The following is a 25,794-nucleotide window of genomic DNA, read 5'->3' on the forward strand; positions in this document are numbered from 1 at the left end:
CACTTAATATTACAATTCGTCGTGGTATGAAAAATAAGAACAGACACATCGTAGCACGGTCAAATTCACGGGTCAACCATAAAAACGAAATTTAACTACTTAATTTATCCGAACGTTCGGTTTTGTAAGCGTTCTTCTGTTCGGAATTTATCATGATCCATTTCGATAGTTGTAGTGTCATTGGTAGGTTTCCAAGTAAAACTAATATTAGAATGGTTGTCATCCCAACCCATACCAGATGCCAACTCTCTACATTGTCATAGAACGATGCAGCTATCATCGCTTTGACGATAAAACCGTGTCCGACATAAATCGGTAATGTGTGAGCACCCAGTGTTGTTCCAATTCCATGTCGTCGTGGTATCCAAGCAAAAAAAGCGCAGACTAAAAGCAGTTGCAAACCATACAAAGAGAGTCGAATACCTGCTCCTTCTAAACCGAGACCCATAGGAGCATAACCGCTTGTACCACTCAACAATTGAAAGTTCAAAATCTCTGGGTAACGTAACAGTAGGACGATTGCGATTCCGCCCACCCCTAATCCAAAAACCTTTGCGCCACCTGACGTCGGAAAGGTTAACTTGTGTCGTCGGAATGTATAGCCCAGTAAAAAGAACGGGAAAAACACGATAATCCGTGAAGCGCTGAGTGTCCAACCAATCGTTTCAAAAAAGCCGAGATAAACACTGATCACGATGCTTCCCGCGACAAAGTACCATAATGACACTTGTAGAAAGTGATTGATCCAGACGATTACCCACAACACGAACGTCCATATAAATACCGCAAACAGATACCAATAGATATAAGCTGGTTGCAACGTCCAAAACGCATATTGTGTGAGTCCCATCCACTTTGTCGCCGCGACGAATACCGTTTGTACAAGCAGAAACAGTACAAGATAGTCTAGTGTGAGTCGAAGAAGACGAGATGCCGTCATGTGTCCTTTCGTAAAGTAACCGGAGATGAAAATAAAAGCTGGCATATGAAACAGATATATGAAATGAAACAGGTTCGTCATACCGACATCTTTTGAAATCATCGGTTCAATCAAATGACCGAATACGACGAGCGTAATCAATCCGAATTTTGCATTATCCCAATATGCATCGCGTTTGTTCATAACGAATGTCCTTACCTATCCTCTGTAGTAATAAGTTCCATCTCATAGTGTAGCAGGAGATAACAAAATAGCACCACGTTCTTTTACAGAAACGTGGTGCTGATTCATTATTATTCCCACTCAATCGTTGAAGGTGGTTTCGACGTCACATCGTACAGGACGCGGTTGACGTTCTGGACTTCGTTGACGATTCGAACCGAGATTTTCTCAAGCACGTCCCATGGGATCCGTGCCCAGTCTGAAGTCATCCCGTCAATTGACGTAACAGCGCGGATTCCGACAGCATAGTCGTATGTCCGCTCATCGCCCATGACACCAACCGAACGGATTGGAGGAAGGACTGTGAAGTACTGCCAGATTTCGCGCTCGAGTCCAGCTTTTTTAATCTCATCACGAAGAATGAAATCAGATTCGCGAACGATTTCGAGTTTCTCATCTGTGATTTCACCAAGGACACGAATTCCGAGACCTGGTCCTGGGAACGGCTGACGCCAGACGATTTCATCAGAAAGGCCAAGTTCTTTCCCAAGTTCACGGACTTCATCCTTGAACAACGTGTTGATCGGTTCGATCAATTCAAACTGCATGTCTTCCGGCAGTCCACCGACGTTGTGGTGTGATTTGATTGTTTGTGCCGTATCCGTACCACTCTCGATGATATCCGTGTAGAGCGTACCTTGTGCAAGGAAGTCCATATCCGTCAGCTTCGAAGCTTCTTCGTCGAAGACGTAGACGAACTCGTTGCCGATGATTTTACGTTTCTGCTCTGGATCTGAGATACCACGGAGTTTGTCGAGGAAACGGTCCTGGGCATCAATCTTGATGACGTTCATGTGGAAGTGATCCGCGAATGTCTTCATGACGCTCTCCGCTTCACCCTTACGCAATAAACCGTGATCGACGAACATACATGTCAATTGATCACCGATTGCTTTGTGAATCAAGGCTGCGACGACAGACGAGTCGACACCACCAGAAAGTGCACAGAGGACTTTTTTGTCGCCGACTTGTTCTTGAATCTTCGCCACTTCGATTTCGATGAAGTTCTCCATCGACCAATCGCCTGCACATTTACAGACTTCAAAGAGGAAGTTCTTGAGCAATTCTTTTCCGAAGACCGTATGGTTTACTTCTGGGTGATACTGCACACCATACATTTTCAACTCTTCGTTCTTGATCGAAGCGATCGGACATGACACGTTCGTCCCATCAACGACGAATCCGTTTGGCACAGATGTGACGAGGTCACTGTGACTCATCCAGACCGTTTGTTCTAGCGGTAAGTTCGCATACATCGGTGACGGGTCTTGTAACGTCAATGTGGCTTTTCCATATTCACGATGTCCCGCACGTTCCACTGTTCCGCCGAAATGTTGTGACATGAGCTGCATGCCGTAACAGATTCCGAAGATTGGAATACCGAGGTCGAAGATTTCCGGGTCACACCGGTACGCATCCTCTGCGTAGACGCTACGTGGACCACCTGAGAAGATGATACCAGCAGGTGCGATTTCTTTTACTTCTGCTGCAGTGATTTTATGCGAATGCAATTCACTGTAGACACCAAGGTCCCGAATACGACGTGTGATCAATTGATTGTACTGTCCTCCAAAATCGAGGACGAGAATCATTTCCTGGTCCAAATGTGCTTCCAAATCTGTTCCCGCCTTTCTGATTTCATGCGTACCCTATGAAAAAAGCCCACTCTTCGCCCATGGATAAAATGGAAAAAGAGCAGGCCGCTTCACAAAAAAATGTATACGAAGGGTCTGCTCCTTCATAGTCAGGTCGTTTAAGGTGACCCGGTAGAGACTCTCGCGCCATATTCGCGAGTATATACAAAGGAGATTGCATGTGTGTGATTTACGTTGTTCCCATTGTACCTGTATCGTTTCGTAAATATCAACCCTCTACATGACGAATGATATTTTCGAAATATTCACGTTTTTTATCAGCCGACAGTGATTCTCCACCATAGACCATCCGTTCGTAAGCATCCGTCAACGGTCGCATCGCATACGTCTCGTAGTACCCATCGACTTCGTGAGCGAGTTCCGCAAGCGTCCGACCATCTTGATAATGGAATCCTTTTTTATCAAGACGTCGCAAGAGGTAGCGATACATCCGGCGGAATCCTTCTGGTCGCTCGATTTGTCTCCGGAAGAAGAGAATCGCGAGTGTTCGAATGATTGGTTTTCGGAACAGGTAAAGGAACAAGAGAGCGAGTGCCGTCACAAGGATTGGCCAAAACGGAATTGACTTCTGCTCCGTCTGTCCGGCGCTAGTCGTCTGTTCTTCGTCGAGAAGATTTTCCTGCGGACGATTTGGTGTCGTCGTCTCTGTATTATTTTCTGTTTCGCGTTGTGGATTTGTTTGCTCCGTCTCGTTGTTCGTTTCTCGGTCAATCGTATATTGACCTGCTCCGTCGAAGCTAACAGTCGGCTCAAGCGGTATCCAGCCTGGTCCTTCAATGTAGACTTCGACCCACGAGTGGGCATTTTTATTTCGTACCGTATAACTGGTCACGGCGGATCCGATGACATCGGATTCGCCTCCCGTGAACCCTTTTACCCAGCGTGCGGGTAATCCAGCTGCCCGAAGCAACACAGCGGCGGACGTCGAGAAGTTATCACAGTATCCGAGCTTCGTTTCGAACAGGAATTGATCGACGTAATCTTGATTTTCTCCTGGTACGGCGACTTCCTCCGTATTATATTCGAAGTTTTCTTCTTCGAAATAGTTTTCAATCGCTCGCACCTTGTCCCACGGTGTTTCTTCACCCTCAACGATTTGATTCGCTAAATCACGGACACGTTGTGGTAATCCATCTGGTAGCTGCAGGTACCGACGTGTGTCAGCCGCTGATAAATTGAGCGGCTCATCTGTCTGTAACTGCTCTTCTGTGAAGAGTGGGTAGGCATATTCGATTTGATAGTTGCGCTGCTGATTCGTGTCGTCGAGATACGAGATTTTTTGATTCTCAGGATCAACCAGTACATTTTGTCGTTGTTGGTCGACCGTCAACCGAACATTATCACCATTGTACGGAACGAACGGCAGTTCACGTGCCATCTCAAACGTTGCCGTCTCATTTCTTGTCTTGACCTCTTTTCCGAAATGCGAGAAGAAACCACGCGCATCGATTTCCGGATTCGATTCCGACAGCACCCACCCCTTGCCGGTATAGATATCTTTCGTCTCGACTCGCCAGTAGCGGTTCCCTTCACTTTCGACTTGGAAAACTTCTCGATCGTCCATCTGAAACGGTCCACCGAGTTGCTCATCATTGTTACCGTAGCCGACCTTTTGAATCGCATTTGACGGCTCTCCTTCACCTTCAAGACCGGACGTCAAATCGTACCAACTGTCTTGCCATGTCGCATTGATGACAGGACTTTGGACAGCAGCGACGATGACAGCACCCATGATGAATAAAGCACTTAGCGGACGAACGTAAGAAGCGCGCGGTCGTTCGTTAACTTCCGTCGCATAGAGTAATAATAAAGATAGAATGATCGGATAGAGAATGAACGTCTCTCCCGAATAATCCGTCCACGTATCGCAATAGGCGATAAATCCGATGACACCGAAGGCAAGGCCAAACACAAATCCGCGATTCGGGAATGTCCGCCGTGCTAAATAAGCGATCAAGAAACTGATTAGTCCGATCGAGAGTGCAAAGGCTGGTCGTCCCGGTAACTCACCATTGATGACACTTTGAACATCTGAGCTGATTTCCGTAAAGATGCCCCACGGTGCTGCTCCCGGCGTCAAAATCAAGTAGAACGACAATAGTAGCCCCGCGAGACTGCCAAGTAAGAAGTAACGTCGCGCGAGAGGCGATAACAGTAAAGGCAGGAACAGCATCGGTAAGAAGGACCAAAGATGCTCGAACGTCGTCAGTTCGAGAAGTGGTGGCATGAAACAAGTCAAAAGGGCTGCTGCGATGGCGTTCCAGATTAATCGTCGTATCATCGCACTCCCCTCCGTTCTGGTGTATAGACATGAACGGTGGCTTCTTGATTAATCTTCGAAATCCATAGTTCATTGTTCGATTCAAGATCCGGTGTGATGAAGAGGACGTTCCCGCTCAATCGAAGCGCCTTAGACGAGTATTCCCATGACTCGATGAACGTCCGCGTCCGACTCGGTTGCGCCGTCATCAGGTAATGCGTCAGTTTCGCTCCTTCAAGTGGTAACGACAATGATTGAACGGCATGCCCGACGAGATGGATCCGATAGCTCAGTCGTCGTTTGTTCAACTGATCCGTCGTTTCTGCGAGCATCGAGATGACACGTTCGAAGGCTTCACCCGCCTCCGTTCCCTCATCAAAGACGATCGTCGTCTCCCGTTCTTGCTCTCGTTCGAACGTCTTCGTCATCAATCCTTGGCGTTTCGCTGTCGCTTTCCAGTCAATCTGATTCATCCGATCCCCACTGACGTATTCCCGGACCCCGACGACGGTAAAGGACGACTGGCGAAGATCAAGTGACACCGGTGAGATTCCCCCATCGCCACGGTCTTCCTCATGGGGAAGCTGAACGGCAAGGCGCGCTGGTTCAATCGCAAGATACGTCTCGACCGGAAACATCCGCTTCCGCTTGAATAACCCGAATGGATCCGTGATTTCGACGATACAGCCTGGAATCTGATACACCCCTCGACGAATCGATGGTATCGTGTAATCGATTTGCTCCGTCTTCCGGTAATGGGCTCGGAGTGGACGGCTAATATCGAGTTTTTCTTCACTGAGTTCGTTCGGAATCACCTCCGTCACTTCGACGGCTCCGACGAGAAACGGAAAACGTCGACGAACCCGTAAGGAAACCGGGATATCGGTTCCAGCAACGAGCATCTTGTTCGATACTTCGCGTGTCGCAAGTGCCTGCGTGACGGGCCAAATGAGGAAGAGAGTCCAGTAGACGGTCAAACCAGCCATGACGTAAAACAGCAAGGAAGCGACATTTCCGCCATCAACGCGCGCATATGCCCATAAGGCTGCCGTCGTCAAAAGTAATACAGCGTAACGCCAACCAATTTGCCACTTCGTCATAGGGACTCCACGTCTTGTTGGATGGGTACAGCAACCTCTTTTTTGATCTGTTCCAAAATCCGTTCCGACGATTGACCGTGATAACGCGCATCCGCTGTCAAAATCAGGCGGTGTGACAGGACTGGAATCAAGAGATGTTTAACATCATCCGGCAAAACGAAACTGCGTCCTTCCATGTACGCCCACGCTTGCGCGACCTTCATCAAGGCGATCGAAGAACGAGGACTCGCACCGAGGTAGAGTGATCCATTCGTCCGTGTCGCTTGGACGAGATGGACGATATATTTTTTGACGGGCTGTGAGACATGGACGTTCTTGACGTCTTCTTTCATCTGGAGCAATTGCTCGCGACCAATCACAGCTTCGAGTGTTTCGATCGGTTCATCCCGTTCAAAACGCGTGAGCAACTTCATTTCTTGCTGGAAATCAGGATAACCCATTTTGACTTTGACGAGGAAACGGTCAAGTTGTGCTTCTGGTAACGGGTACGTTCCTTCATGTTCAATCGGGTTTTGTGTCGCCATGACGAAAAAGGGATTCGGAAGCGTATGAATCTCACCATCGACGGTGACGTTCGCTTCCGCCATTCCCTCGAGTAAGGCAGATTGAGTTTTTGGTGATGTTCGGTTGATCTCATCGGCTAAGACGATGTTCCCCATTAAAGGACCCGGTCTATATTCGAATTGGCTAGTTTTCTGGTTATACATCGATACACCCGTCAAATCTGACGGAAGTAGGTCTGGCGTGAACTGAACACGTTTGAAGGTCAACCCGATCGATCGGCTGAACGCACGGACGAGCATCGTCTTCCCGACTCCCGGTACGTCTTCTAATAGGACGTGACCGCCCGCTAGTAGTGCTGCCAATGATTGTGTGATGACATCTTCCTTACCGATGATGACTTTCTCTACGTTGTCGATAATCGCTTGAATCTCCTTAGTGTATGTTCGCATTGTCAGGCCCCTTGCTCTCATAGTAGTTGAATTTTCTGACTTTTTATATCATCTCATATTCCGCTATGCTTTTAAAGAAATACGAGCAGTTTCAAGCACGTGAAAAAGGGGGAACGCCGTAGCGTTTCCCCTTATTTGTTTCAGGAACGAACACATGCCGTAATCCGTTCTTGAATCGTGCAGTTGCACGTAAAACACGAATACATCCGTGTCAATGGACAACGTTCGTCAAGTCCGGTGATCCTCTTCTTTCAGAAGCGACATGCGATCGTTCCCTCTACATTGGTAATCATTCATGTGCATCACCATCCTTTCATATATTGAATATTACCGAATATGTTATAAATGAAACGTCGAATTTTAATTATTTTTTCCGATACCGCGCATAGGTCGTCGCGAGTGCGACCGCAAGGACCAGCCCTTTGATGATATTCAACGAATAGTATGGAACAGACAACATGACAAGACCATTTTCAAGAATCCCGACGAGACAAGCCCCAACGAGTGTGCCAAGCGCATTCGGCTTCCCTTGTCCTGCGAACGACGAGCCGATGAATGCGGCTGCGACCGCTGGCATCAGATAACCGGAACCGGCATTGATTTGTGACGATCCGACTTGTGACGCAAGCAAAATCCCACCGACCGCCGCAAGTAACCCAGCAATCAGATACGCGAGTGCCCGGTAGCGGTTGACACGAATTCCTGTCAGTCGTGCGGCTTCCGGATTCCCGCCGATGATATAGAGAAAACGACCGTGTCGCGTATGGCTTAAGAAGACGTGTGTCACAGCGACGACGACGAGCATGATGACGATGATCCAAGGTGCCTGGCTGATTTTCGCGAATGCCTCCGGAATCGTGCCGACTGTTGGTGTACCGTCCAAGCGCGGCATTCCGGCACTGATTGAACCACCACCGGTATACGTCATCGCGACACCTTCGACGATGAACATCGTCGCAAGCGTCGCAAACAAATCCGGAATCTTAAACCAGACGATGAGTAAGATGTTCACCAGAGCAACGCTAAGAGATAAGAGAAGTGCTAAACCAATCGAGACACCGAGCGGTAGACTGTACCAGACGAAGAACGAGACGACGAAAGAACTCGCAAGCGTCGCGGTCGACCCGACCGATAAATCAAATCCATTGACCGTCAAAGAGACCGTCAAGCCGATCGCGATAATCGTCACGATGGAGATACTTCGTAAAATATTAATTAAATTCGTCCCTTGTAGGAATGTTGGAGCCGTCGTCGCAAAAAACAGGACGAGGGCAAGGATCGCGAGGACGATCCCCCAGTCGTTCAAGAATCCGAGGACAGGACGTAAACCCTTCCCTCGGTTCGTTTGTTTTGATACTACCTCATTCATCGTTGCCCTCCTCCTGTCGCATACCACAACAAGGTTTCTTCTGATGTATCCGCCGTCTTCGTTTCATGGACGATCCGTCCATCGAACATGACGTAGATTCGGTCCGTGACGGTCAAAAGTTCATCCCATTCACTCGTCGCGTAAAGGATCCCTTTTTGTTGTTGCGCGAGTCCGTCAATCAGACGATAGATATCTTGTTTGGCTCCGACGTCGACACCTTTCGTCGGTTCGTCCAAGACGAGTACAGAAACATCGGTCAGTAACCATTTTCCGATGGCGACTTTTTGTTGATTCCCACCGGATAGTTGACCTACTTCCTGTTTCACGTCTGCCACTTTAATGCCCAGCTCCTTGACCCATTGCGATGCCTGATCTGCTTCTTTGCGACGATCCATCAGCCCCCAGCGGTTGACGAAATCATGAGCTGCCGCTGCTGTTAGATTTTCTGCGACAGAATCGGCAACAAGAATTCCTTCTTTTCGTCGTTCTTCTGGAACGAGACCGATTCCCGCTTGAATCGCAGCTTGTGGATTGCGAAGGCGATGGGCTTTTCCACCTATCCGAACCTCCCCTTCCTGAAACGGGCGATCACCGAACAATGCTTTGCATAATTCCGTTTTACCAGCACCGACAAGACCCGCGATACCAACGACTTCACCTGCTTGAACCGTCAAGGAGATATCGTGGACGTCCGCATTCGTAGCACTCTCGACGGTCAATACGTTCGTTCCATTTACCCGTGACGTTTTCGCAACAGACGTAAGCTGACGCCCGAGCATCTGCTCAACGACAGCTTCCTTCGTGATGTCTGTCAAAAGATGTCGTGAGATGAGTTGACCGTCGCGCATGACCGAGATGGAGTCGCAAATCTCATATAGTTCCTGTAAACGATGCGAGATGAAGATGATCCCAAGCCCTCGTTCGGCTAAACGACGCACGACTGAAAAGAGATGGCTTGTTTCCGCCTGACTGAGAGGTGCCGTTGGTTCATCTAAAATCAAAAAACGGCGTTCTTGGACGAGGGCGCGAGCAATCAGTACGAGTTGCTTTTCAGCAAGCCGCAACTCCTCGACACGTGTCTTGACGGAAATATCCGCCTGTAATGTCGCTAACGCTTCCTTGGCACGCTGTATGTAACGGCGTTGGGATACGAAGCCAGTCATCGTTCCGTCCGTCAACAGATCGAGACAGATATTCTCAGCGACCGTCAAATACGGGACAAGCGCCACATCGACCTCTTGTTGGACGAGGTCGATTCCAATCTGTTTCGCATCACGTGGTGACGTGATGGATAACTCCTTCCCGTCGAGACAGATCGTTCCTTCGTCCGCCGTTTCCGCTCCGGATAAGACTTTCATCAACGTCGACTTACCGGCACCATTCGCACCGACAAGCGCGTGGATTTCACCGGATTTCACTTCAAACGAGACTTGTTTTAAGGCTTGCACTCCTGGAAACGCCAGTGAAATCCCAGTCATCTTCAAGTGATGATTGGTAGACGTCATTGTTTTTTATGGACGTCACGCAACCGGTCCATCCACGGTTCATTGAATTTGTCCGATGTACTCCATCCTTTGATGATCGTATCGAGATTGTACATCGTCGTATCCTGCTTCAACGCCTTCTGCTCCACAAGTTTCGCATCGAGATCAAAGCTATCCGGCGTCTTCTCGCCAGCGATTTTCTTAGCCAGTAATCGCATGTCCGTTTGTCCAATCAAGAATGGATCCACCGCACTCGTCGAGACCCAGTTACTGCCTTTTTCACGCATCAGGTTGATATCCTGATTCGAGACATCGATCGAGATCAGCGGGATTTCTTGACGTTTATTATCCTTGAGCGATTTATAAGCCCCTTTTGCGACTTCGTCCCACGCTCCCCAAACCGCATCAATGCTTCCTTTCGGATACTTCGCGAGAATCGCATTCATCTTCGTTGCGATATCCCCTTGGACATCTTGGAAGTTTGTCGGTCCAACCGTCTCAAGCGTTTTGATTTTGCCGTCTGCTTCGTACGTCTTATAGATTTCCTGACGACGATCGAGTGGGGCAAAACCTGGTCCGAACCAAAGTTTGATGACACGGACCGGCTTTTTGTCCGTCACCTTCGTCACTTCATCAAGCGATAGCTTTGCGAGTTGATGATCGTTTTGGAACGTTTCCGTCACACCTTTTAACGCCGTTCCTTTTTTCTTCGTGACCGTATCGAACGTCACGACCTTCAGTCCTTTATCGACCGCCGGTTTGATCATGTCATAGGCGTAGTCTTCCTTACCGTGCGAGATGATGAGCCCGTCATAATCTTGCTGAATCGCTTGCGCGACAAGCTCCTTGAACTTGACATCGTTACCTTCCGAAATGAACGTGCTGACTTTAAAGCCGAGCGCTTCGCCTTCACTTCGTGCGCCATCAAGGAATTGTTTCGTATGGTCGTCCGATGCCAGGTTGCGGATGACGGCGATCTTGACGTCTGATTGAACCCCTTTTGGTACATCCTTGACGACCTTCGTCGTCGTGGCTTCTCCATTCGCACAAGCCGCTAGTAACAGTGCCGGTGCTAGGACGGCGTAAGCTAGTTTTTTCATGACATATCTCCTTATCCGAGGGGTTGAAGCCCTGTTAATTGTTCAATCGTTTCTTCATTCGGTTGCGTGATGACACCAAGTTCGGTGATGATGCCCGTGATTAAGGTGTGTGGTGTGACATCAAAGGCTGGGTTGAAGACAGCAACTCCTTCTGGTGCTGTCGCAACACCTTGGACAGTCGTCACTTCCTGCGGATCACGTTCTTCAATTTCGATCGCGTCTCCGGAAACGAGCGAGAAGTCGAACGTCGAGAGTGGTGCCGCGACGTAAAACGGAATATCGAAGGCTTGCGCGAGCAATGCCAATTGGAATGTTCCGATTTTATTCGCTGTATCCCCATTTCGTGTAATCCGGTCAGCACCGACGATGATCGCGTCGATTTGTTTTTCTTTCAACGTATGAGCGACCATGTTGTCCGTGATCAATGTGACATCGATGCCGGCACGTTGCAGCTCCCATGTTGTCAGCCGTGCCCCCTGCAGTAACGGTCGCGTCTCACTCGCAAAAACGGATAATTCAATGCCACGTTCTTTTGCGATATAGAACGGCGCAAGTGCCGTTCCGTAAGCAGCAGTCGCAATCGATCCAGCATTACAAATCGTTAGGATCCGGTCGCCTGACTGGAACAACTCCAACGCATGAATCCCGATTTGACGTGACGTCTGCGCATCCTGGTCATATAAGGCGACTGTTCGTTTTTCCAACCGTTCACGGATCTCTTCTACCGACGTTCCGTCTTGAATGATTGGATTCAATTGATCGAGGACATTTCGTAAGTTGACGGCCGTCGGTCGTGTCGCGAGTAACGTCGCTGATGTCTCAAGCAAAGCTTGCTTATAGACCGGAAGCGCTGCTTCAAACCGGTACGCTTCCTGAACGAGTACGAATCCACCGAATAGGCTGATCGCAGGTGCGCCCCGGACACGTAGTTGTTTGATTGCCTCAACTGCTTGCGCAAGATCAGTAATGACTTCATAGTGTTCTTCCTGCGGTAGACGTGTCTGATCGAGAATCGTCAAGACACGGTCTTCGTAACGGATACTTTGAACGAATGTAGTCATCGGCTCAGTTCCTCCGTTACGTCAAAGTTTCGTAAATCATCGAATGTCCGGCATTCGGTCCGACGTTTGATTAACGCCGCTCCTAGACGAAGAGCGTGACGTTTCCGCTCTAAGCGTTCCGTCGTTGAATCGATTGATTCTAAATCAGCGACCGGTGCAAGGCCGATCGTCCGCCGAATCAATTCGCAACCGGCAAAGCCAAGGGCATCCTGCAAGATCGTGCTCAGTACATCGTCGACGAGCCCCGATGCCCGGAATGGTTCGACGGCTTCCCGTTCCCATAATGCACGGAACGTTGAAGCAAACGTCAGCCACAACGTATCGATATCCTTGATTCGGGCGCCACGTCGTGTAGGGTAATCCGGATATGCCGCGAAGAATAGATGCGCAATGAACTGCCCGACATCGAATCCGAATGGACCATAAAAGGCGAATTCAGGGTCGATGACTTTCGTTTCCGTCGCCGAGGCGAAGATGCTTCCTGTATGTAGATCGCCGTGCAGCAATGCATCTCCTTTCGTGATGAAGAGCGCTTCGAGTTTTGCGACTTCGCGTTTCAACTCATCGTCTGCCCATAGACGTGCCACCTCTTCTTCGAGTCCGGCTTCAATCTCGTTCGTCTCCGCGTCATGAAACGGATCCGTGAAGATTAATTTTTCCGTGATGTCGCACAAGTCTGGATTGTAGTACGTTCGGGCGACACGTTTCTTTTCAACCGGACCAAGCGCAAAGTCCGATGTATGGAATAACGTCCGAGCGAGATAAGAACCGATATGTTCCGCAAGCAACGGATACTGTTCACCTGCGAGTAAACCGCTTCGAACGATCGTCAGATGTGAAAGATCTTCCATGACCGTATACGCCTCTTCATGACTAGCATGAAAAACACGTGGCACGAACGGTACGGCATGCCGTGCGAATTCACGGAGTGCGGATTGCTCGATCCACGCTCGTTCGAGCGATAACGGCCAGCTCTCCCCGACGACCTTCGCATATGGTAATGCTTGTTTTAAAATCAAGCGATGTTCGCCTTCTCGAATCCGAAAGACGAGGTTGAGGTTCCCGTCGCCAATCTCTTCTGCTTCGACGGCTCCATCGCCGATCAGTCCTAATGTCCGAACACAATCAATCGCGTCCTGTTCTGTGAATGCTTTATATGTCATCTCAGTTTCCCCCTATGTGATACACGAAAAAGCGCCTCTTTTCGTCATCGAAAAGAGGCGCAGAAAAGTCACTGCGTCCTCTTATCTCTCAGACGAAACGTCTGTTGGATGTAGCACCGTGCCCAGTGGTCGGTTGCTGCGGCGTCATCGGGCCAATTCCCTCTGCCAACTCGCGATAAGAGTCGTATGTAGTTGTCGTGTGTGATATTGATTTGAATCTTACGCAATCCTCTTCCCTGCTGTCAAATCGAAATCAAGCAGAAACGGACATCATTTTTAAGTCATCTATAGAAAGAGTATTTTCAAAAAAATAAATTTTCTAAAAATAGTTTGACAAATCGTGACTCTCATGTAAAAATTGCAATTAGATTTCACAATTTCATCCAATTCTTATCAAGAGCAGACGGAGGGACAAGCCCTACGATGTCGCAGCAACCGACCTTTTGGCACGGTGCTAATTCTTGCAGCTACTAAGCTGACAGATAAGAGTCCACGTTCGAATCATTCATGGTCTCTTGTCGCTGACAAGAGACCATTTTTTTATTGAAGGAGGAAAGACATGGCTTACATCACAGCTACTTATCAATTGACCGCCCGCGATCGACTCGAGCAGCGCGCCGAACAACTCGCGCTTGGTCTGACGGTTGGTTCCTGGACGGAGCTGAATCATCTCGAACAACAACAACTCGCCTCGTTCAAAGGGGAAGTCGTACATACCGAAGAGCGCGATGGCAAAGGATATATCACGATTCGTTACCCGGAACATAACGTATCGCGCGACTTTTCTGCGATCTTGACGACCGTCTTCGGGAAACTCTCACTCGACGGTGAAATCAAATTAACGGAACTGTTATTACCCGATACATTCACGTCGGATTTTCCAGGTGCGAAGTTCGGGATCGAAGGGGTTCGCTCCTTGATTGGTGTCGAAGATCGTCCACTGTTAATGAGCATCTTCAAAGGAGTCATCGGACGCGATTTATCGTTCCTTCGTGATCAACTCGAAGGACAACTCGCTGGTGGGATTGATCTCGTCAAGGACGATGAGATCCTATATGACAATCCGTTGACACCAACGATTGACCGGGCACGGATCGGACGTGAGGTCATCGATGCTCACTTCCAACGGACCGGTAAACGTGCGTTATATGCGATCACACTCAGCGGTCCCGTCTTTACGCTCAAGGATCAAGCCAAGCGATTGATTGATGCTGGAGCGACTGCTTTCTTGCTGAATACCTTCACATACGGACTCGATGTCTTACGTGAACTGGCAAGTGATCCGGAAATCAACGTTCCTATCTTCAATCATCCGGCATATAGCGGTGCGTTGATCGCTAGCCCGAATCACGGAGTCGCAGCCCCTGTCTTACTCGGCACATTACCGCGTGCTGCTGGAGCAGACTTGACGCTATTCCCGTCTCCTTACGGCAATGTCGCTTTACCAAAGGATGTCGCCCGTGGCATCGCGGTCGAAGCGACCCGTCTCGGTCAGACGAAATCAATCTTCCCGGTTCCTTCAGCCGGTATTCATCCTGGACTCGTCGCTCAACTCGTACGAGACTTCGGGATCGATTCCGTCATCAACGCCGGCGGCGGCGTACATGGTCATCCGCAAGGTGCTGCGGCTGGTGTCATTGCTTTCCGCCAGGCACTCGATGCGGCACTCGCAAATGAATCCCTATCGGCGGCAGCATCGCGTCATGAAGAATTACGAATTGCCCTCGACGCTTGGGGGATCAAGTCATGACCGTACGGATTCTTTGTGACTTCGACGGTACGGTGACGACGCAAGATAACATCATCGCACTCATGCAACAATTTGCGCCTGCGAGTGACTTCGAACCGTTGAAACGCGGCGTACTCGACCGAACGCTATCGATTCAGAGTGGTGTCGGGCAAATGTTCGCACTTCTGCCGTCCGACGGTAAAGCGGACTATCTTGATTTCTTGTTGGAACGCGCCGTCATTCGCGAAGGATTTTCGGAGTTACTGCAGTACAGTCGTCGTCAAGGCATCGATTTTTCGATCGTCAGCGGTGGAATGGACTTTTTCGTCGAACCGATCTTAGCGCCATTCCTCGAGCAAGAGCAGATTTACTGTAACATTGCCGATTTCAGTGGTCCATTCGTCCACATCGATTGGCCACACGCCTGCGATGCCCATTGCACGAATGGATGCGGCTGTTGTAAAACATCCGTTGCCCGTACATTACGCAAAGACGATGACGTCATCATCGTCATCGGTGACTCAGTGACGGACTTCGAACTCGCGAAACAAGCGGATCGTGTCTATGCCCGTGATTATCTGATCACGTTGTGTGAAGAAAATGATATCGCCTATACACCTTTTGAGACGTTCCACGATATCGTTCATGATTTAGCACGATCGGAGGTGACGATATGACATTCATGCGACGGTATGAAGAACTACGCGCCATCAAACAAGAACTTGCAGCGCGCGATTGGTTCCCTGGTACGAGTGGTAACCTCGCCATTCGGACGTCTGCTATTCCGATTGAATTTCTTGTGACAGCAAGCGGGAAAGATAAGCGACAGACGACTCCTGACGACTTCGTTCATGTCGATGCGACCGGTCAATTGATCGGCGAGCAATCCGGGCGCCCTTCTGCTGAGACATTGCTCCATGTCGAAGTGTTCAACCGAACGAACGCCGGATGTTCCCTGCATGTCCATACGATTGCGAACAATGTGATTTCGGAGTTATATGGCGATCAGGGAAGTATCACCTTCTCCGGTCAAGAAATCATCAAGGCACTCGGTCACTGGGAAGAAGATGCGACGGTCACGGTACCGATCATTCCGAATCATGCGGACATCCCGACACTCGCTGCTGCTTTTGCGCCATATGTCACAGCGGACAGCGGTGCCGTCCTGATTCGCAATCACGGAATCACGGTCTGGGCACCGACCGCCTTTGAAGCAAAGAAACACCTCGAAGCCTTCGAGTTTTTATTCAACTATACGTTGACGTTGCAATCATGCCGTCAATCCATCTATTAAAAGGAGGAATCATCTCATGGCAACAGTCTTATTCCAAGAAACAAACACACGGTATACGGATCAAACGGAAGTCGCTGACTTCCTCGCATCGCGCGGCGTTCTTTACGAACAATGGGACGTCTCAAAACTACCAGCACCTCTCGTTGAGAACTTCACACTGACGGATGCCGACAAACAAACGATTCTCGATACGTTCGCACCAGAAATCAAAGACGTATCAGAACGTCGTGGATATCAGACAGCTGATATCATTTCACTTTCGGATACGACACCGAACCTTGACGAGTTGCTCGTCAACTTCCAGAAAGAACATCATCACACGGATGATGAAGTCCGTTTCATCGTAAGCGGTCACGGCGTCTTCGCGATCAAAGACGAAGAAGTCGGCTACTATAACATCGAACTCAATCCTGGTGATTTGATTTCTGTTCCTGTCAATACACGCCACTACTTTACGCTCCAAGAGGATCGGAAAGTCGTCGCTGTTCGAATTTTCGTCACGACGGATGGCTGGGTTCCAATTTACGAGAACGAGACATCCACGGTCTCTTAAGAACGACAAAAGCGTTGATTTCTTCTATATAAGGAGAATCGGCGCTTTTTCTTATCTCACAAACATATCACTACATCGACACGTAACAGATATAATGAGGGAAAAGCGATTGGGGAGTGAGCAACATGCATATTCGTCCTGTAACGGAACACGACTTACCAGCGATTCTCGCCATCTATAACGAAGGTATTGAAGATCGGATCGCAACGCTTGAGACCGACCAAAAGGACTTATCCTTCATGACCCAGTGGTATGCGGAACGCACCGATCGATATGCCGGATATGTCGCTGAAGATGACACAGGTGTCCTCGGCTTCATTTCCCTCGATCCGTATAATCCGCGTCCTGTCTACGCATCCGTCGGTGAGATTTCGGTTTATATCACTCGGACACATCGTGGACAAGGGATTGGCACACGTTTGCTCGAAACGATTGAACAACATGCCCGTGATCATCAGATGCATAAGCTGATCCTCTTTACCTTCCCGTTCAATAAAATCGGACAAAAACTCTATATCCGCTCCGGATTCCGGATCGTCGGAACGTTTAAGGAGCAAGGACAGTTGAACGGCGAATATGTCGACGTCATGGCGATGGAGAAACGCTTACGATAGGATTCATTGAATGCCAGACAGGGAATAGTCACTCCGAGTCATTGAGAGAGGATGAACCTAATGGATATTCAACAAATTCGTAATGCAACACTCGTTGTCACGTATGCCAATCAAGTCTTACTGATTGATCCGTTCCTTGGCGAAAAAGGTAGCTTACCTCCCTTCGGTCAAACACCGAATGCCGTCGCCAATCCACTCGTCGACTTACCGATCGATGTCAAGACACTGCTCGATCCTGACGCCATCTTCGTCACGCATCTACACGCTGATCATTTCGACGATGCTGCAAAACAACTTCTACCCAAGCATTTGCTATTTTATGCGCAGCAAGAAGAAGACGCACAGCAAATCCGAGAAGCCGGCTTCACGAACGTCTCTTCCTTCGATTCCGGTGTGACGATCGGTGATATCCAGGTCCATCGAACAGGTGGACAGCATGGTGTCGGTGAAATCGGTGAACGAATGGGACGTGTCTCAGGACTCGTCCTCACGCATCCGGACGAACCGACGCTTTATATCGCAGGTGACACGATTTGGTGTGACGAGGTCGCGCATGCGATCGAACAACATGCACCAGATATCATCGTCGTCAACAGTGGCGCCGCCCAGTTCTTGACCGGAGAGCCGATTACGATGTCACAGCGTGATCTCCTTGCCGTACACGAAGCGGCGGCGGAAGCGACGATCATCGTCTCGCACCTCGAGTCCGTCAACCACTGTCTCTTGCGACGTGATATGATTGCTGACTTTTTAGCCGCCTTCCACCTTTCTGCCCATTTCCTGATTCCAGAGGATGGCGAAACGATGTCATTTTAAGAACAGTAACCTTCACTAAAAAGAAGTCCTGCTTTTCGAGTAACAATCGAAAGCAGGACTTCTTTTTGTTATGGAATGACAAGACCTAACAAGCGAGCAAAGGCGACTGCTTGCTCTTCCGTAATGACAGCGCCTGGTAAAAATCGCGGATCGATCGTAATACCAGAGAGTTCCGTCTGCCGGAGGTCAAGACCTTTTAACGGTGTTTCAATCCATTGACTATCCGTAAGCCGGACCGCTTCGAGTTTCCAATGGGTCGGCTTCACTTCGAAGAACTGTGCTTCTTTCATCGTCGTTTCGCTCCAGTGTTGATGACGGACCGTACTGCGAATGAACTGTACGTAATCCGCAAGCCCTTCCTGAATCGTTAAATGGTCCAGCGTACAATCTTCGAACTGAACACCCGTCATCCGGCATCCGGCGAAGGACACACGGTGAAAACGAGTTTCTTGGAAGTGACATCCGGTTAAGTCGCATTGCTCAAAACGAATATCTTCGAACGAACCACGGTCAAAGGTAAGATTCGCGAACGAGACATTTTGAAAACACACTTGATAGGCATCGATGCGTTCTGTCAGTTCACTCGGCATCGACTCTTTCTCATAACGCGCTCCTTTCAGATACGGGTCATCGATTTCGACTTGATCGAACGTCTCTGACTGAAGTGTCTTCGGTAATTCTGGTAAACGGATATTGGTCTCTTTCAATGAAGGTTCCCCCTTTTTTCTCTCCCTTAGTGTACCAAACTCTTTTTATATGAGGAGAAATCGTTCGAATTCCTCTTTTTTCAACAGTTTTTATTTTGAGACACTTTGAGACCATGCTATAGTCAAGGAAAATCAAATAAGAACATACGTTCTTTTATGTAAAGGAGTGATTCAGATGTTTCCTTCCGTCGTTTTACCACAAGATAAACGTATTTTTTGCGTCGACAGTGTGTCCTTCTACGCCAGCTGTGAATGCCAGTATCGCAATCTCCCACCCTTGACGACACGCCTAGCGGTCGTCTCCGATTTAAAACGAAGCGGGTCCGTCATTCTCGCTGCCACCCCTGCCTTAAAAGCACTTGGAATCAAGACAGCCGGTCGATTATATGAAATCGAGCAATTGCCATACGCTGTTCGTCGTACGATTCGACTTGTCGAACCACGTATGCTCGCTTATATGAAGACGTCGATTCGTGTCCTGGATGTCCTGCACCAATTCGCCCCACCTGAAGCCATCCGCGTCTATTCAATTGACGAAAGCTTCATTGACATGACCGGAACCGATCGCCTATTTGGTTCCGACCTGCAAGCTGCCCTCAAAATTAAAGAAGCAATCCTGAAACAGACCGGCATCCACGTCCGCATCGGGATTGGTCCAAATAACGTCATCGCGAAACTGACGCTTGATTTAATCGGGAAAAAAGAAGGCATCGCGCGATGTGGATATGCTGATGTCGCACGACGTCTTCATGATTTTCCGATTCGAAAGATGTGGGGAGTTGGACACCGCATGGAACAACATCTGCAGATGTTGGGGATTGAAACGATCGGTGATCTTGCCATGCGCCCCGTTGAAGAGTTACACGAACGCTTCGGTGTCATCGGTGCCGAACTGTGGCATCACGCTTGGGGACTCGACGCGTCACCGACACTGCTTCCCCCACGTCATCTGTTCGAGAAAGCTCCTCAACGGACGATTGGACACGGTGTGACCTTAATGCAGGACTATTATCAGTTCGAACGCATCCGGAATGTGCTCAATGAACTGGTACAGGATGTTGCCGCACGTTGTCGCTTTTCGAATCAAGTCGGCTGGACCGTTCACATCGGTGTCCGTTATTCTCGAAACGTCGTCCGAAGTGGTTTCTCCCGTCAAGTACGGTTGCCTTATCCGACATCCGATGAACGCATCATTTTGCGTCACGTCTTACAATTATTCGAACCGAATTGGCTCGACGGAGAACCTGTTCGTTTTTTATCCGTCGCAGTGGGGCATTTGACTGCCGATCAAGGCATTTTACAGTTGTCTTTGTTCGAGGATAATGCGCGGCTCTGGAAACGGCGACGGTTATTAAAAGCAATGGATGTCGTCAACATTCGCTACGGAAAAGGAACGATTCGCCTCGCTGTCTCGTTTCTTGATACGAGTGTCGCCAAACGTCGCCTTCGTTTTGTCGGCGGTCATCCGGGAGGTGATCGTCATGACAGCGTATCGTGATCGGGGAAATTTAAAATGGATTCCTTTTCTCATGCCAGAACATTTGCAATTGCTGCGGGAATACTATGTCCAGATGCATCAGCTCGACTTGCCTGAAATTGATGAACAGCTACAAGAATCATGGCACTTTCTGCTCCAAGAAGCTTTAATAGAAGGAAACGAACTTGAAATCACGTATTATAAGGAAAGTAGCTACGTGACGGTCGTCGGTTTCGTCGAACGACTAGAACCCGAACGTTCCGTTCTCTTTCTGCGCGGACGTGAAGTCATTGAAATTCCCTTCACACGAATCGTCCGGATCGAAAACGGGTAAGCTCTCATACAGATGGATGCTTTAAATCGTGCCCGGAAAGAAGGAATAGTCATGTTGGATTGGTTTACTTCCCTCCCCGTCGTCGTGCAAGCATTGCTTGCCGGAATGATGACTTGGGGGTTAACCGCACTTGGTGCGGCACTCGTTTTCGTCTTTACGACGATTGAAAAACGCGTCATGAACATGATGCTCGGTTTTGCTGCCGGCGTCATGATTGCCGCGTCGTTTTGGTCGTTGCTTGCTCCTGCGATCGAGTTCACAGAGCAAGATGGTGGAATCGCTTGGATTCCTGCCGCCATCGGTTTTCTCGCTGGTGGATTTTTCGTTCGTCTACTCGACTTCGTCACACCGCATTTGCACTTATCTGCATCACTCGAAACAGCGGAAGGTCCTTCGACAGGACTCAAGAAAACGACGTTGCTGTTTCTTGCGATCACGTTGCACAACATTCCTGAAGGTCTTGCGATTGGTGTCGCTTTCGGTGCCGCCGCCTTGAACATGGACGGGGCGACCGTCGCCGGTGCCTTGACCCTCGCACTCGGTATTGGCATTCAGAACATGCCGGAGGGAGCTGCCCTATCGATCCCATTACGCGGTGAAGGGATGTCGCGCCGGCGCGCCTTTCATTACGGTCAATTGTCAGCGATCGTCGAACCGATTGCCGCGATGGTTGGAGCGGCTGCCGTCTTCTTCGTTCAACCGCTTCTACCGTATGCGTTATCGTTCGCCGCTGGTGCGATGATTTTCGTCGTCGTCGAAGAATTGATTCCGGAATCACAAGCAGAGAACGGATCCGATTTAGCAACACTTGGTCTGATGGTCGGTTTTACTGTCATGATGATTCTTGACGTCGCTTTAGGATGAGCTTGTTGCAAAACGAGTAGTGGACGATACCGTCTCCTGCTCGTTTTTCTTTTTGTAGATCCAGGCATATTCCAGTGAAACCAATCGATTTGAAGTTTTTCTGACCTTGTGTCCTAACAGAAAGATTTCCTTTTCTTTCATACTGTTTTAGTATGAATGGAAATGATCGAATTTCCTGATCTATCCGATGAAATCTAAATCCATGTATTATCTTATCCAAACGAATTTAAATCGTACAACGCATCTTACACATCCAATCGTCTCTCAGACCTGCGCCCGATATTCCAATTAGTTCTATCTCACAAGAATAAAACATGATATGTTTTTACATAGCACATCATATAGAAGGAGATTACCATGACAATCATTGAACTTTTAAAAGCGCTCTTGCTCGGTTTCGTCGAAGGGATGACGGAATTTGCACCAGTCTCTTCCACAGGTCATATGATCATCGTTGATGACATGTGGTTACAAACAACGGAATTTCTCGGTAAATATTCCGCAAACACCTTTAAGATCGTCATCCAGCTCGGATCGATTCTTGCGGTCATTGTCGTCTTTTGGAAACGCCTCTTTAGCCTGATCGGTTTATATAAAATCAAAGGAGAACACGACGCATCAGGGACACACAAGTTACAGCTACGTCACGTCTTGATCGGTCTTCTACCAGCTGCGGTTCTCGGGTTGTTATTCGAAGACTTCATCGATGAGAACCTCTTCTCGATTGAAACGGTCATCATCGGTCTTGCTGTCGGTGCCCTCTTAATGATCGCAGCCGATAAACTCGGACCAAAGGAACCGAAAACAACATCGCTTGATCAGATTACATATCGCCAAGCAGCACTCGTCGGTCTGTTCCAATGTATTTCCCTTTGGCCTGGCTTCTCCCGCTCCGGTTCAACGATTTCCGGAGGGGTCTTCCTCGGGATGAATCACCGGACGGCAGCTGACTTTACATTCATCATGGCTGTACCGATCATGTTCGGTGCTAGTTTCCTCTCGCTCGTTAAGAACTGGGATAATATTAATCCAGGCGACTTCGGTTTCTATGCCGTCGGTTTTGTTGCGTCGTTCGTATTTGCCCTCTTATCGATTCGCTTCTTCCTGAAGCTGATCAACAAGATCAAACTCGTTCCGTTCGCGATCTATCGTCTCGTCTTGGCAGCTGTCTTAGCTGTCATCGTCTACATGTAAGTCCTAACCGTTAGCTATTTTAGCTGACGGTTTTTTATTTTTTTTGAAACTAATTCACTCGTTTAAGGGTATATAGGGATGAGACATACTTAAAGGAGTGAATGCCATATGGCACGCAGAAGTCGGAGTCGATCAAAACTCCCATTAATCATCGGAGTCGTTATTGTTGCCGTGATTGCCTTTTTAGCAATCGGACAATACAATAGCCTCGTCAATGTAGAAGAAGATGTATCGAATAAATGGTCGCAAGTCGACAACCAGATCAAGCGTCGTGCGGATTTGATTCCGAACCTCGTTGAAACTGTCAAAGGTGTCGCGGGTCAAGAAGAAAAAGTCTACGGTAAAGTCGCAGAAGCCCAAGCTGGTCTTGCGCGTGCTGCGTCAACCGAGCAACGGATCGAAGCCGACCAACAAGTCACGTCTTCGCTTCGCGGATTGATTGCCTTGCAGACGACTTATCCAGAACTAAAATCAAGCGAACGGTTCCAATCCTTGATGGACACGCTGGAAGGAACAGAAAATCGTCTTGGGATCGCTCGCAAGGATTACAATGATGCTGTAACCCTCTACAACAAAAAACGTCGGAGCTTCCCAACGGCACTCTACGCATCCGCCTTCGGATTCGAGAAAAAACCATATTACGAGATTTCAGACAGTGACCGAGAAAATCCGACTGTCGACTTTAACAGTGATTCGAAATGATTCGGCGGTGGACGCGACTTCTATTGAGCGCGTTCCTCGTCTTCTTCCTCTTCGTTCCGACAGCTAGTGCCGTTTCAGAACGAACGGGAGCAGCGTTCTTCATTCAGGATGATGCTCAGCTGCTCACCCCTTCGGAAGAAGCCGAACTCGCGCAACTCGGTCAGGAACTCGAGCAATATACGACGGCACAAGTCGTTCTCAAGACGGTTCCCGATTTAAAGGGACAGGATTTAAGCTCTTACGCCAATGAAACGTTCCGGCGCCAAGGCATCGGTCAAGAAGGAAAAGACAATGGTGTTCTTGTCGTCGTCGCTCCGAACGAAAAGGATCGCCAATTCCGGATCGAGGTCGGTTATAAACTTGAAGGGATTTTGACAGACATCACAGCCGGACGTATTCTCGATCAGTATGCTGTTCCTTACAAGGAAAACAGTGAGTATGGAAAAGCAGCATCCGAAACATATAAAGCGGTCGTCAGTGTCATTTCAAAGGACCAGTCGCTTGAGTCACAGGATCCTCCGAAAACACAAAATGACGACGGACTTCCACTTTGGACGAAGATTCTGATCGGTGCTGGATTACTGATCTTATTGTTCCTCGATATGAAGTTCACCGGTGGTATGTTCTTCTTTGCGATTTTGAACATCTTCTCCGCGATCATGCGTGGTGGCGGTGGAAATGGTGGCAGTCGCGGTGGCGGCGGAAGTTCCGGCGGTGGTGGTGCCGAACGGTAGAAAAGGAGTCGTTTTTTCATGAGGATCATCTTAGGGTATTACCTCCTCCTGACACTCATCGGATTTGTCTCGATGTGGCAGGATAAACGTCGGGCGCGGCAACATGCTTACCGGACACCCGAAGCGACACTATTGACGATTGCTTTCCTCGGTGGTGCGCTCGGTTCTTGGATTGGTATGTACACAGTTCGGCACAAGACACGGAAAGCGAAGTTCCAATGGCTCGTTCCAATAGCCGCTATCTTGCATCTCGCTTTCTGGTTTGTTTACACTTCACAATAAAAGAATGTAACCGATAGAGAAGAGAACGTACGGAAATGTGTCCGTCGTCCCTTCTCTTTTTTGTATGAGGTCAATGATTATGAAGAATAGGTTTAATTTCTTTTTCTCTTAGGGTAAAGAATTTAACCAATTTAATAAATACATCTTTTTTCGATGTATTGAGAGGTGGACATCCCTTTATGTGGCATCCTTGCACCGAATGTACGACATCAATCCGTTTTGTTGAAGCGGGAGCACTCCATATCCAATCACCAACGCCAGAAATCTATTCCTATCAATCGTTCGAACAGCTCGAACAGTTATTGACATCACTCTTACGTGTAGCGGATTATCCGGTCTCGTGTCGCGCCACACAATCACGTTACGTGACAGCACCCATCCTAGCTTCAGCACTTCTAGAACAACTGAAGCATCGGTCAGCGATCGATTTCATCCAGCATGGGGTCATGACGAGCCATCTACAACCGATTTATGATATCCAGCGCAACGTGCTCGTCGCGAACGAAGCCTTATTGCGAGCAGCAGATGATAACACGCCTATCTCGCCTGGTGTCTTGTTTTCGACGGCCTCGAAGATGGGACTTCATTCCCGTCTTGATCAGCGGGCGCGTGAAGAAGCCATCCGTGCGACGCATCATATCGGTGGCACAACAAAAACGTTCATCAACTTTCTCCCTTCGACGATCTATAATCCGGAGTACTGCCTGCGCCATACGTTTGAGATTGTCGAACGTTATCAAGTCGATCCGAGTCGGCTCGTCTTCGAAGTCGTCGAAACGGAAAAAATTGAAGACGTCAACCATTTGAAACACGTCTTCGAACAGTATAAGAAGCAAGGCATTCAAGTAGCACTGGACGATGTCGGCGCTGGTTTCTCGACACTCGATATGTTGTCCTTGCTTCAACCGGATTATATTAAAATTGATCGTTCCTTCATCGATCACTGCGATACGAACTCAGAAAACGAAGCCTTTTTACGAAAAGCCCGTCATCTGACACGAGAAATGGGAATTCAAATCTTAGCGGAAGGCATCGAACGGCAAGAAGAACTCGATCTTTGCCGCGAACTCGGCTTTGATCTTGGTCAAGGATACTTACTCGGTCGCCCTGCTCCTTATGCTCGCTTTGCAAAAGCACAATAAAATACGCACATGGACCGTCTGATGATGATATGCTCCCCAAAAAGT

The 25,794-nt window shown here is 48.7% G+C and carries 25 protein-coding genes and 3 riboswitches; of the genes, 14 read left to right on the forward strand and 11 right to left on the reverse strand.

Translation table 11 applies throughout. The annotated features are described in order from the left end of the window. Nucleotides 1-91 precede the first annotated feature (91 nt). The 10 genes from B4C70_RS07065 to mtnK form a co-directional block, all read right to left on the reverse strand. Nucleotides 92-1,123, reverse strand: a complete 1,032-nt coding sequence (locus B4C70_RS07065; protein WP_290777975.1) for an acyltransferase family protein — start codon at nucleotides 1,121-1,123, stop codon at nucleotides 92-94. Nucleotides 1,124-1,233: 110 nt separating this feature from the next. Then, complete coding sequence (gene guaA / locus B4C70_RS07070; protein ID WP_051353615.1) at nucleotides 1,234-2,754, reverse strand: glutamine-hydrolyzing GMP synthase; 1,521 nt, start codon at nucleotides 2,752-2,754, stop codon at nucleotides 1,234-1,236. Nucleotides 2,755-2,883: 129 nt separating this feature from the next. Then, nucleotides 2,884-2,985: riboswitch (purine riboswitch) on the reverse strand. 40 nt (nucleotides 2,986-3,025) lie between these two features. Beyond that, nucleotides 3,026-5,098 carry a transglutaminaseTgpA domain-containing protein gene (locus B4C70_RS07075; protein WP_290777977.1) on the reverse strand — a complete coding sequence of 691 codons (2,073 nt, stop codon included), beginning with the start codon at nucleotides 5,096-5,098 and terminating at the stop codon, nucleotides 3,026-3,028. Next, on the reverse strand, nucleotides 5,095-6,177 hold the full coding sequence (locus tag B4C70_RS07080) for a DUF58 domain-containing protein (RefSeq protein ID WP_290777980.1): 1,083 nt from the start codon (nucleotides 6,175-6,177) through the stop codon (nucleotides 5,095-5,097). The genes B4C70_RS07075 and B4C70_RS07080 overlap by 4 nt, the downstream gene beginning before the upstream one ends. Continuing rightward, the gene (locus B4C70_RS07085) at nucleotides 6,174-7,130 is read right to left on the reverse strand and encodes an AAA family ATPase (RefSeq protein ID WP_035410946.1); all 957 of its coding nucleotides are present in this window, start codon (nucleotides 7,128-7,130) and stop codon (nucleotides 6,174-6,176) included. Before B4C70_RS07085 ends, B4C70_RS07080 begins: the two co-directional genes overlap by 4 nt. A 364-nt stretch (nucleotides 7,131-7,494) precedes the next feature. Next, nucleotides 7,495-8,499, reverse strand: coding sequence for an ABC transporter permease (locus B4C70_RS07090; RefSeq protein ID WP_029340729.1), 1,005 nt, complete (start codon nucleotides 8,497-8,499; stop codon nucleotides 7,495-7,497). Continuing rightward, nucleotides 8,496-10,004: a sugar ABC transporter ATP-binding protein gene (locus B4C70_RS07095; RefSeq protein WP_290777983.1), complete on the reverse strand. Its 1,509-nt coding sequence runs from the start codon at nucleotides 10,002-10,004 to the stop codon at nucleotides 8,496-8,498. The genes B4C70_RS07090 and B4C70_RS07095 overlap by 4 nt, the downstream gene beginning before the upstream one ends. Further along, nucleotides 10,001-11,083, reverse strand: a complete 1,083-nt coding sequence (locus B4C70_RS07100) for a sugar ABC transporter substrate-binding protein (RefSeq protein ID WP_029340727.1) — start codon at nucleotides 11,081-11,083, stop codon at nucleotides 10,001-10,003. The genes B4C70_RS07095 and B4C70_RS07100 overlap by 4 nt, the downstream gene beginning before the upstream one ends. A gap of 11 nt (nucleotides 11,084-11,094) precedes the next feature. Next, on the reverse strand, nucleotides 11,095-12,144 hold the full coding sequence (gene mtnA / locus B4C70_RS07105; RefSeq protein ID WP_290777986.1) for an S-methyl-5-thioribose-1-phosphate isomerase: 1,050 nt from the start codon (nucleotides 12,142-12,144) through the stop codon (nucleotides 11,095-11,097). After that, nucleotides 12,141-13,307 (reverse strand): S-methyl-5-thioribose kinase, encoded by a 1,167-nt coding sequence (gene mtnK, locus B4C70_RS07110; protein WP_290777989.1) that lies wholly within the window; start codon nucleotides 13,305-13,307, stop codon nucleotides 12,141-12,143. Before mtnK ends, mtnA begins: the two co-directional genes overlap by 4 nt. 78 nt (nucleotides 13,308-13,385) lie before the next feature. Beyond that, a riboswitch (SAM riboswitch) is annotated at nucleotides 13,386-13,489 on the reverse strand. Nucleotides 13,490-13,694: 205 nt separating this feature from the next. Then, nucleotides 13,695-13,796: riboswitch (SAM riboswitch) on the forward strand. 70 nt (nucleotides 13,797-13,866) lie between these two features. Between mtnK and B4C70_RS07115 the strand changes: the two genes are divergently transcribed. From B4C70_RS07115 to B4C70_RS07140, 6 genes are all read left to right on the forward strand, one after another. Next, complete coding sequence (locus tag B4C70_RS07115; protein WP_290777992.1) at nucleotides 13,867-15,057, forward strand: 2,3-diketo-5-methylthiopentyl-1-phosphate enolase; 1,191 nt, start codon at nucleotides 13,867-13,869, stop codon at nucleotides 15,055-15,057. Continuing rightward, a complete protein-coding gene (locus tag B4C70_RS07120) occupies nucleotides 15,054-15,713 on the forward strand; it encodes a 2-hydroxy-3-keto-5-methylthiopentenyl-1-phosphate phosphatase (protein WP_290777995.1) in 660 nt (219 codons plus the stop codon). The genes B4C70_RS07115 and B4C70_RS07120 overlap by 4 nt, the downstream gene beginning before the upstream one ends. Further along, nucleotides 15,710-16,330, forward strand: coding sequence for a methylthioribulose 1-phosphate dehydratase (locus B4C70_RS07125; protein WP_290777998.1), 621 nt, complete (start codon nucleotides 15,710-15,712; stop codon nucleotides 16,328-16,330). Before B4C70_RS07120 ends, B4C70_RS07125 begins: the two co-directional genes overlap by 4 nt. Nucleotides 16,331-16,346: 16 nt before the next feature. Beyond that, entirely contained in the window at nucleotides 16,347-16,883 is a 537-nt protein-coding gene (locus B4C70_RS07130) for a 1,2-dihydroxy-3-keto-5-methylthiopentene dioxygenase (protein WP_035410968.1), read from the forward strand. A 125-nt stretch (nucleotides 16,884-17,008) separates the two neighbouring features. Continuing rightward, on the forward strand, nucleotides 17,009-17,497 hold the full coding sequence (locus B4C70_RS07135) for an arsinothricin resistance N-acetyltransferase ArsN1 family A (RefSeq protein ID WP_064300625.1): 489 nt from the start codon (nucleotides 17,009-17,011) through the stop codon (nucleotides 17,495-17,497). A 60-nt stretch (nucleotides 17,498-17,557) separates the two neighbouring features. After that, nucleotides 17,558-18,313, forward strand: coding sequence for an MBL fold metallo-hydrolase (locus B4C70_RS07140; RefSeq protein WP_290778001.1), 756 nt, complete (start codon nucleotides 17,558-17,560; stop codon nucleotides 18,311-18,313). Between the two features lie 68 nt (nucleotides 18,314-18,381). On the opposite strand, the gene B4C70_RS07145 is transcribed toward B4C70_RS07140, so the two are convergent. Beyond that, nucleotides 18,382-19,020 carry a pentapeptide repeat-containing protein gene (locus B4C70_RS07145; protein WP_290778004.1) on the reverse strand — a complete coding sequence of 213 codons (639 nt, stop codon included), beginning with the start codon at nucleotides 19,018-19,020 and terminating at the stop codon, nucleotides 18,382-18,384. Nucleotides 19,021-19,195: 175 nt separating this feature from the next. On the opposite strand from B4C70_RS07145, the gene B4C70_RS07150 reads away from it, so the two are divergent. The 8 genes from B4C70_RS07150 to B4C70_RS07185 all read left to right on the forward strand — a co-directional run bounded on the left by B4C70_RS07150 (nucleotide 19,196) and on the right by B4C70_RS07185 (nucleotide 25,749). Then, the gene (locus B4C70_RS07150; RefSeq protein ID WP_290778007.1) at nucleotides 19,196-20,518 is read left to right on the forward strand and encodes a DNA polymerase thumb domain-containing protein; all 1,323 of its coding nucleotides are present in this window, start codon (nucleotides 19,196-19,198) and stop codon (nucleotides 20,516-20,518) included. Continuing rightward, nucleotides 20,502-20,831, forward strand: coding sequence for a YolD-like family protein (locus B4C70_RS07155; RefSeq protein WP_023467027.1), 330 nt, complete (start codon nucleotides 20,502-20,504; stop codon nucleotides 20,829-20,831). Before B4C70_RS07150 ends, B4C70_RS07155 begins: the two co-directional genes overlap by 17 nt. 51 nt (nucleotides 20,832-20,882) lie before the next feature. Then, nucleotides 20,883-21,695, forward strand: coding sequence for a ZIP family metal transporter (locus tag B4C70_RS07160; RefSeq protein WP_290778010.1), 813 nt, complete (start codon nucleotides 20,883-20,885; stop codon nucleotides 21,693-21,695). 357 nt (nucleotides 21,696-22,052) lie between these two features. After that, the gene (locus B4C70_RS07165) at nucleotides 22,053-22,889 is read left to right on the forward strand and encodes an undecaprenyl-diphosphate phosphatase (RefSeq protein ID WP_290778013.1); all 837 of its coding nucleotides are present in this window, start codon (nucleotides 22,053-22,055) and stop codon (nucleotides 22,887-22,889) included. A gap of 108 nt (nucleotides 22,890-22,997) precedes the next feature. Further along, nucleotides 22,998-23,591 carry a LemA family protein gene (locus B4C70_RS07170; RefSeq protein WP_214729006.1) on the forward strand — a complete coding sequence of 198 codons (594 nt, stop codon included), beginning with the start codon at nucleotides 22,998-23,000 and terminating at the stop codon, nucleotides 23,589-23,591. After that, nucleotides 23,588-24,325 (forward strand): TPM domain-containing protein, encoded by a 738-nt coding sequence (locus B4C70_RS07175; protein ID WP_149426780.1) that lies wholly within the window; start codon nucleotides 23,588-23,590, stop codon nucleotides 24,323-24,325. The genes B4C70_RS07170 and B4C70_RS07175 overlap by 4 nt, the downstream gene beginning before the upstream one ends. Before the next feature lie 18 nt (nucleotides 24,326-24,343). Continuing rightward, entirely contained in the window at nucleotides 24,344-24,607 is a 264-nt protein-coding gene (locus B4C70_RS07180; RefSeq protein ID WP_051656210.1) for a DUF1294 domain-containing protein, read from the forward strand. 179 nt (nucleotides 24,608-24,786) lie between these two features. Further along, nucleotides 24,787-25,749 carry an EAL domain-containing protein gene (locus tag B4C70_RS07185; RefSeq protein ID WP_290778020.1) on the forward strand — a complete coding sequence of 321 codons (963 nt, stop codon included), beginning with the start codon at nucleotides 24,787-24,789 and terminating at the stop codon, nucleotides 25,747-25,749. The last annotated feature ends 45 nt before the right edge of the window (nucleotides 25,750-25,794 follow it).

The organism is Exiguobacterium sp. UBA5002, assembly GCF_002396765.1.
Taxonomy (GTDB): Bacteria; Bacillota; Bacilli; order Exiguobacteriales; family Exiguobacteriaceae; genus Exiguobacterium_A.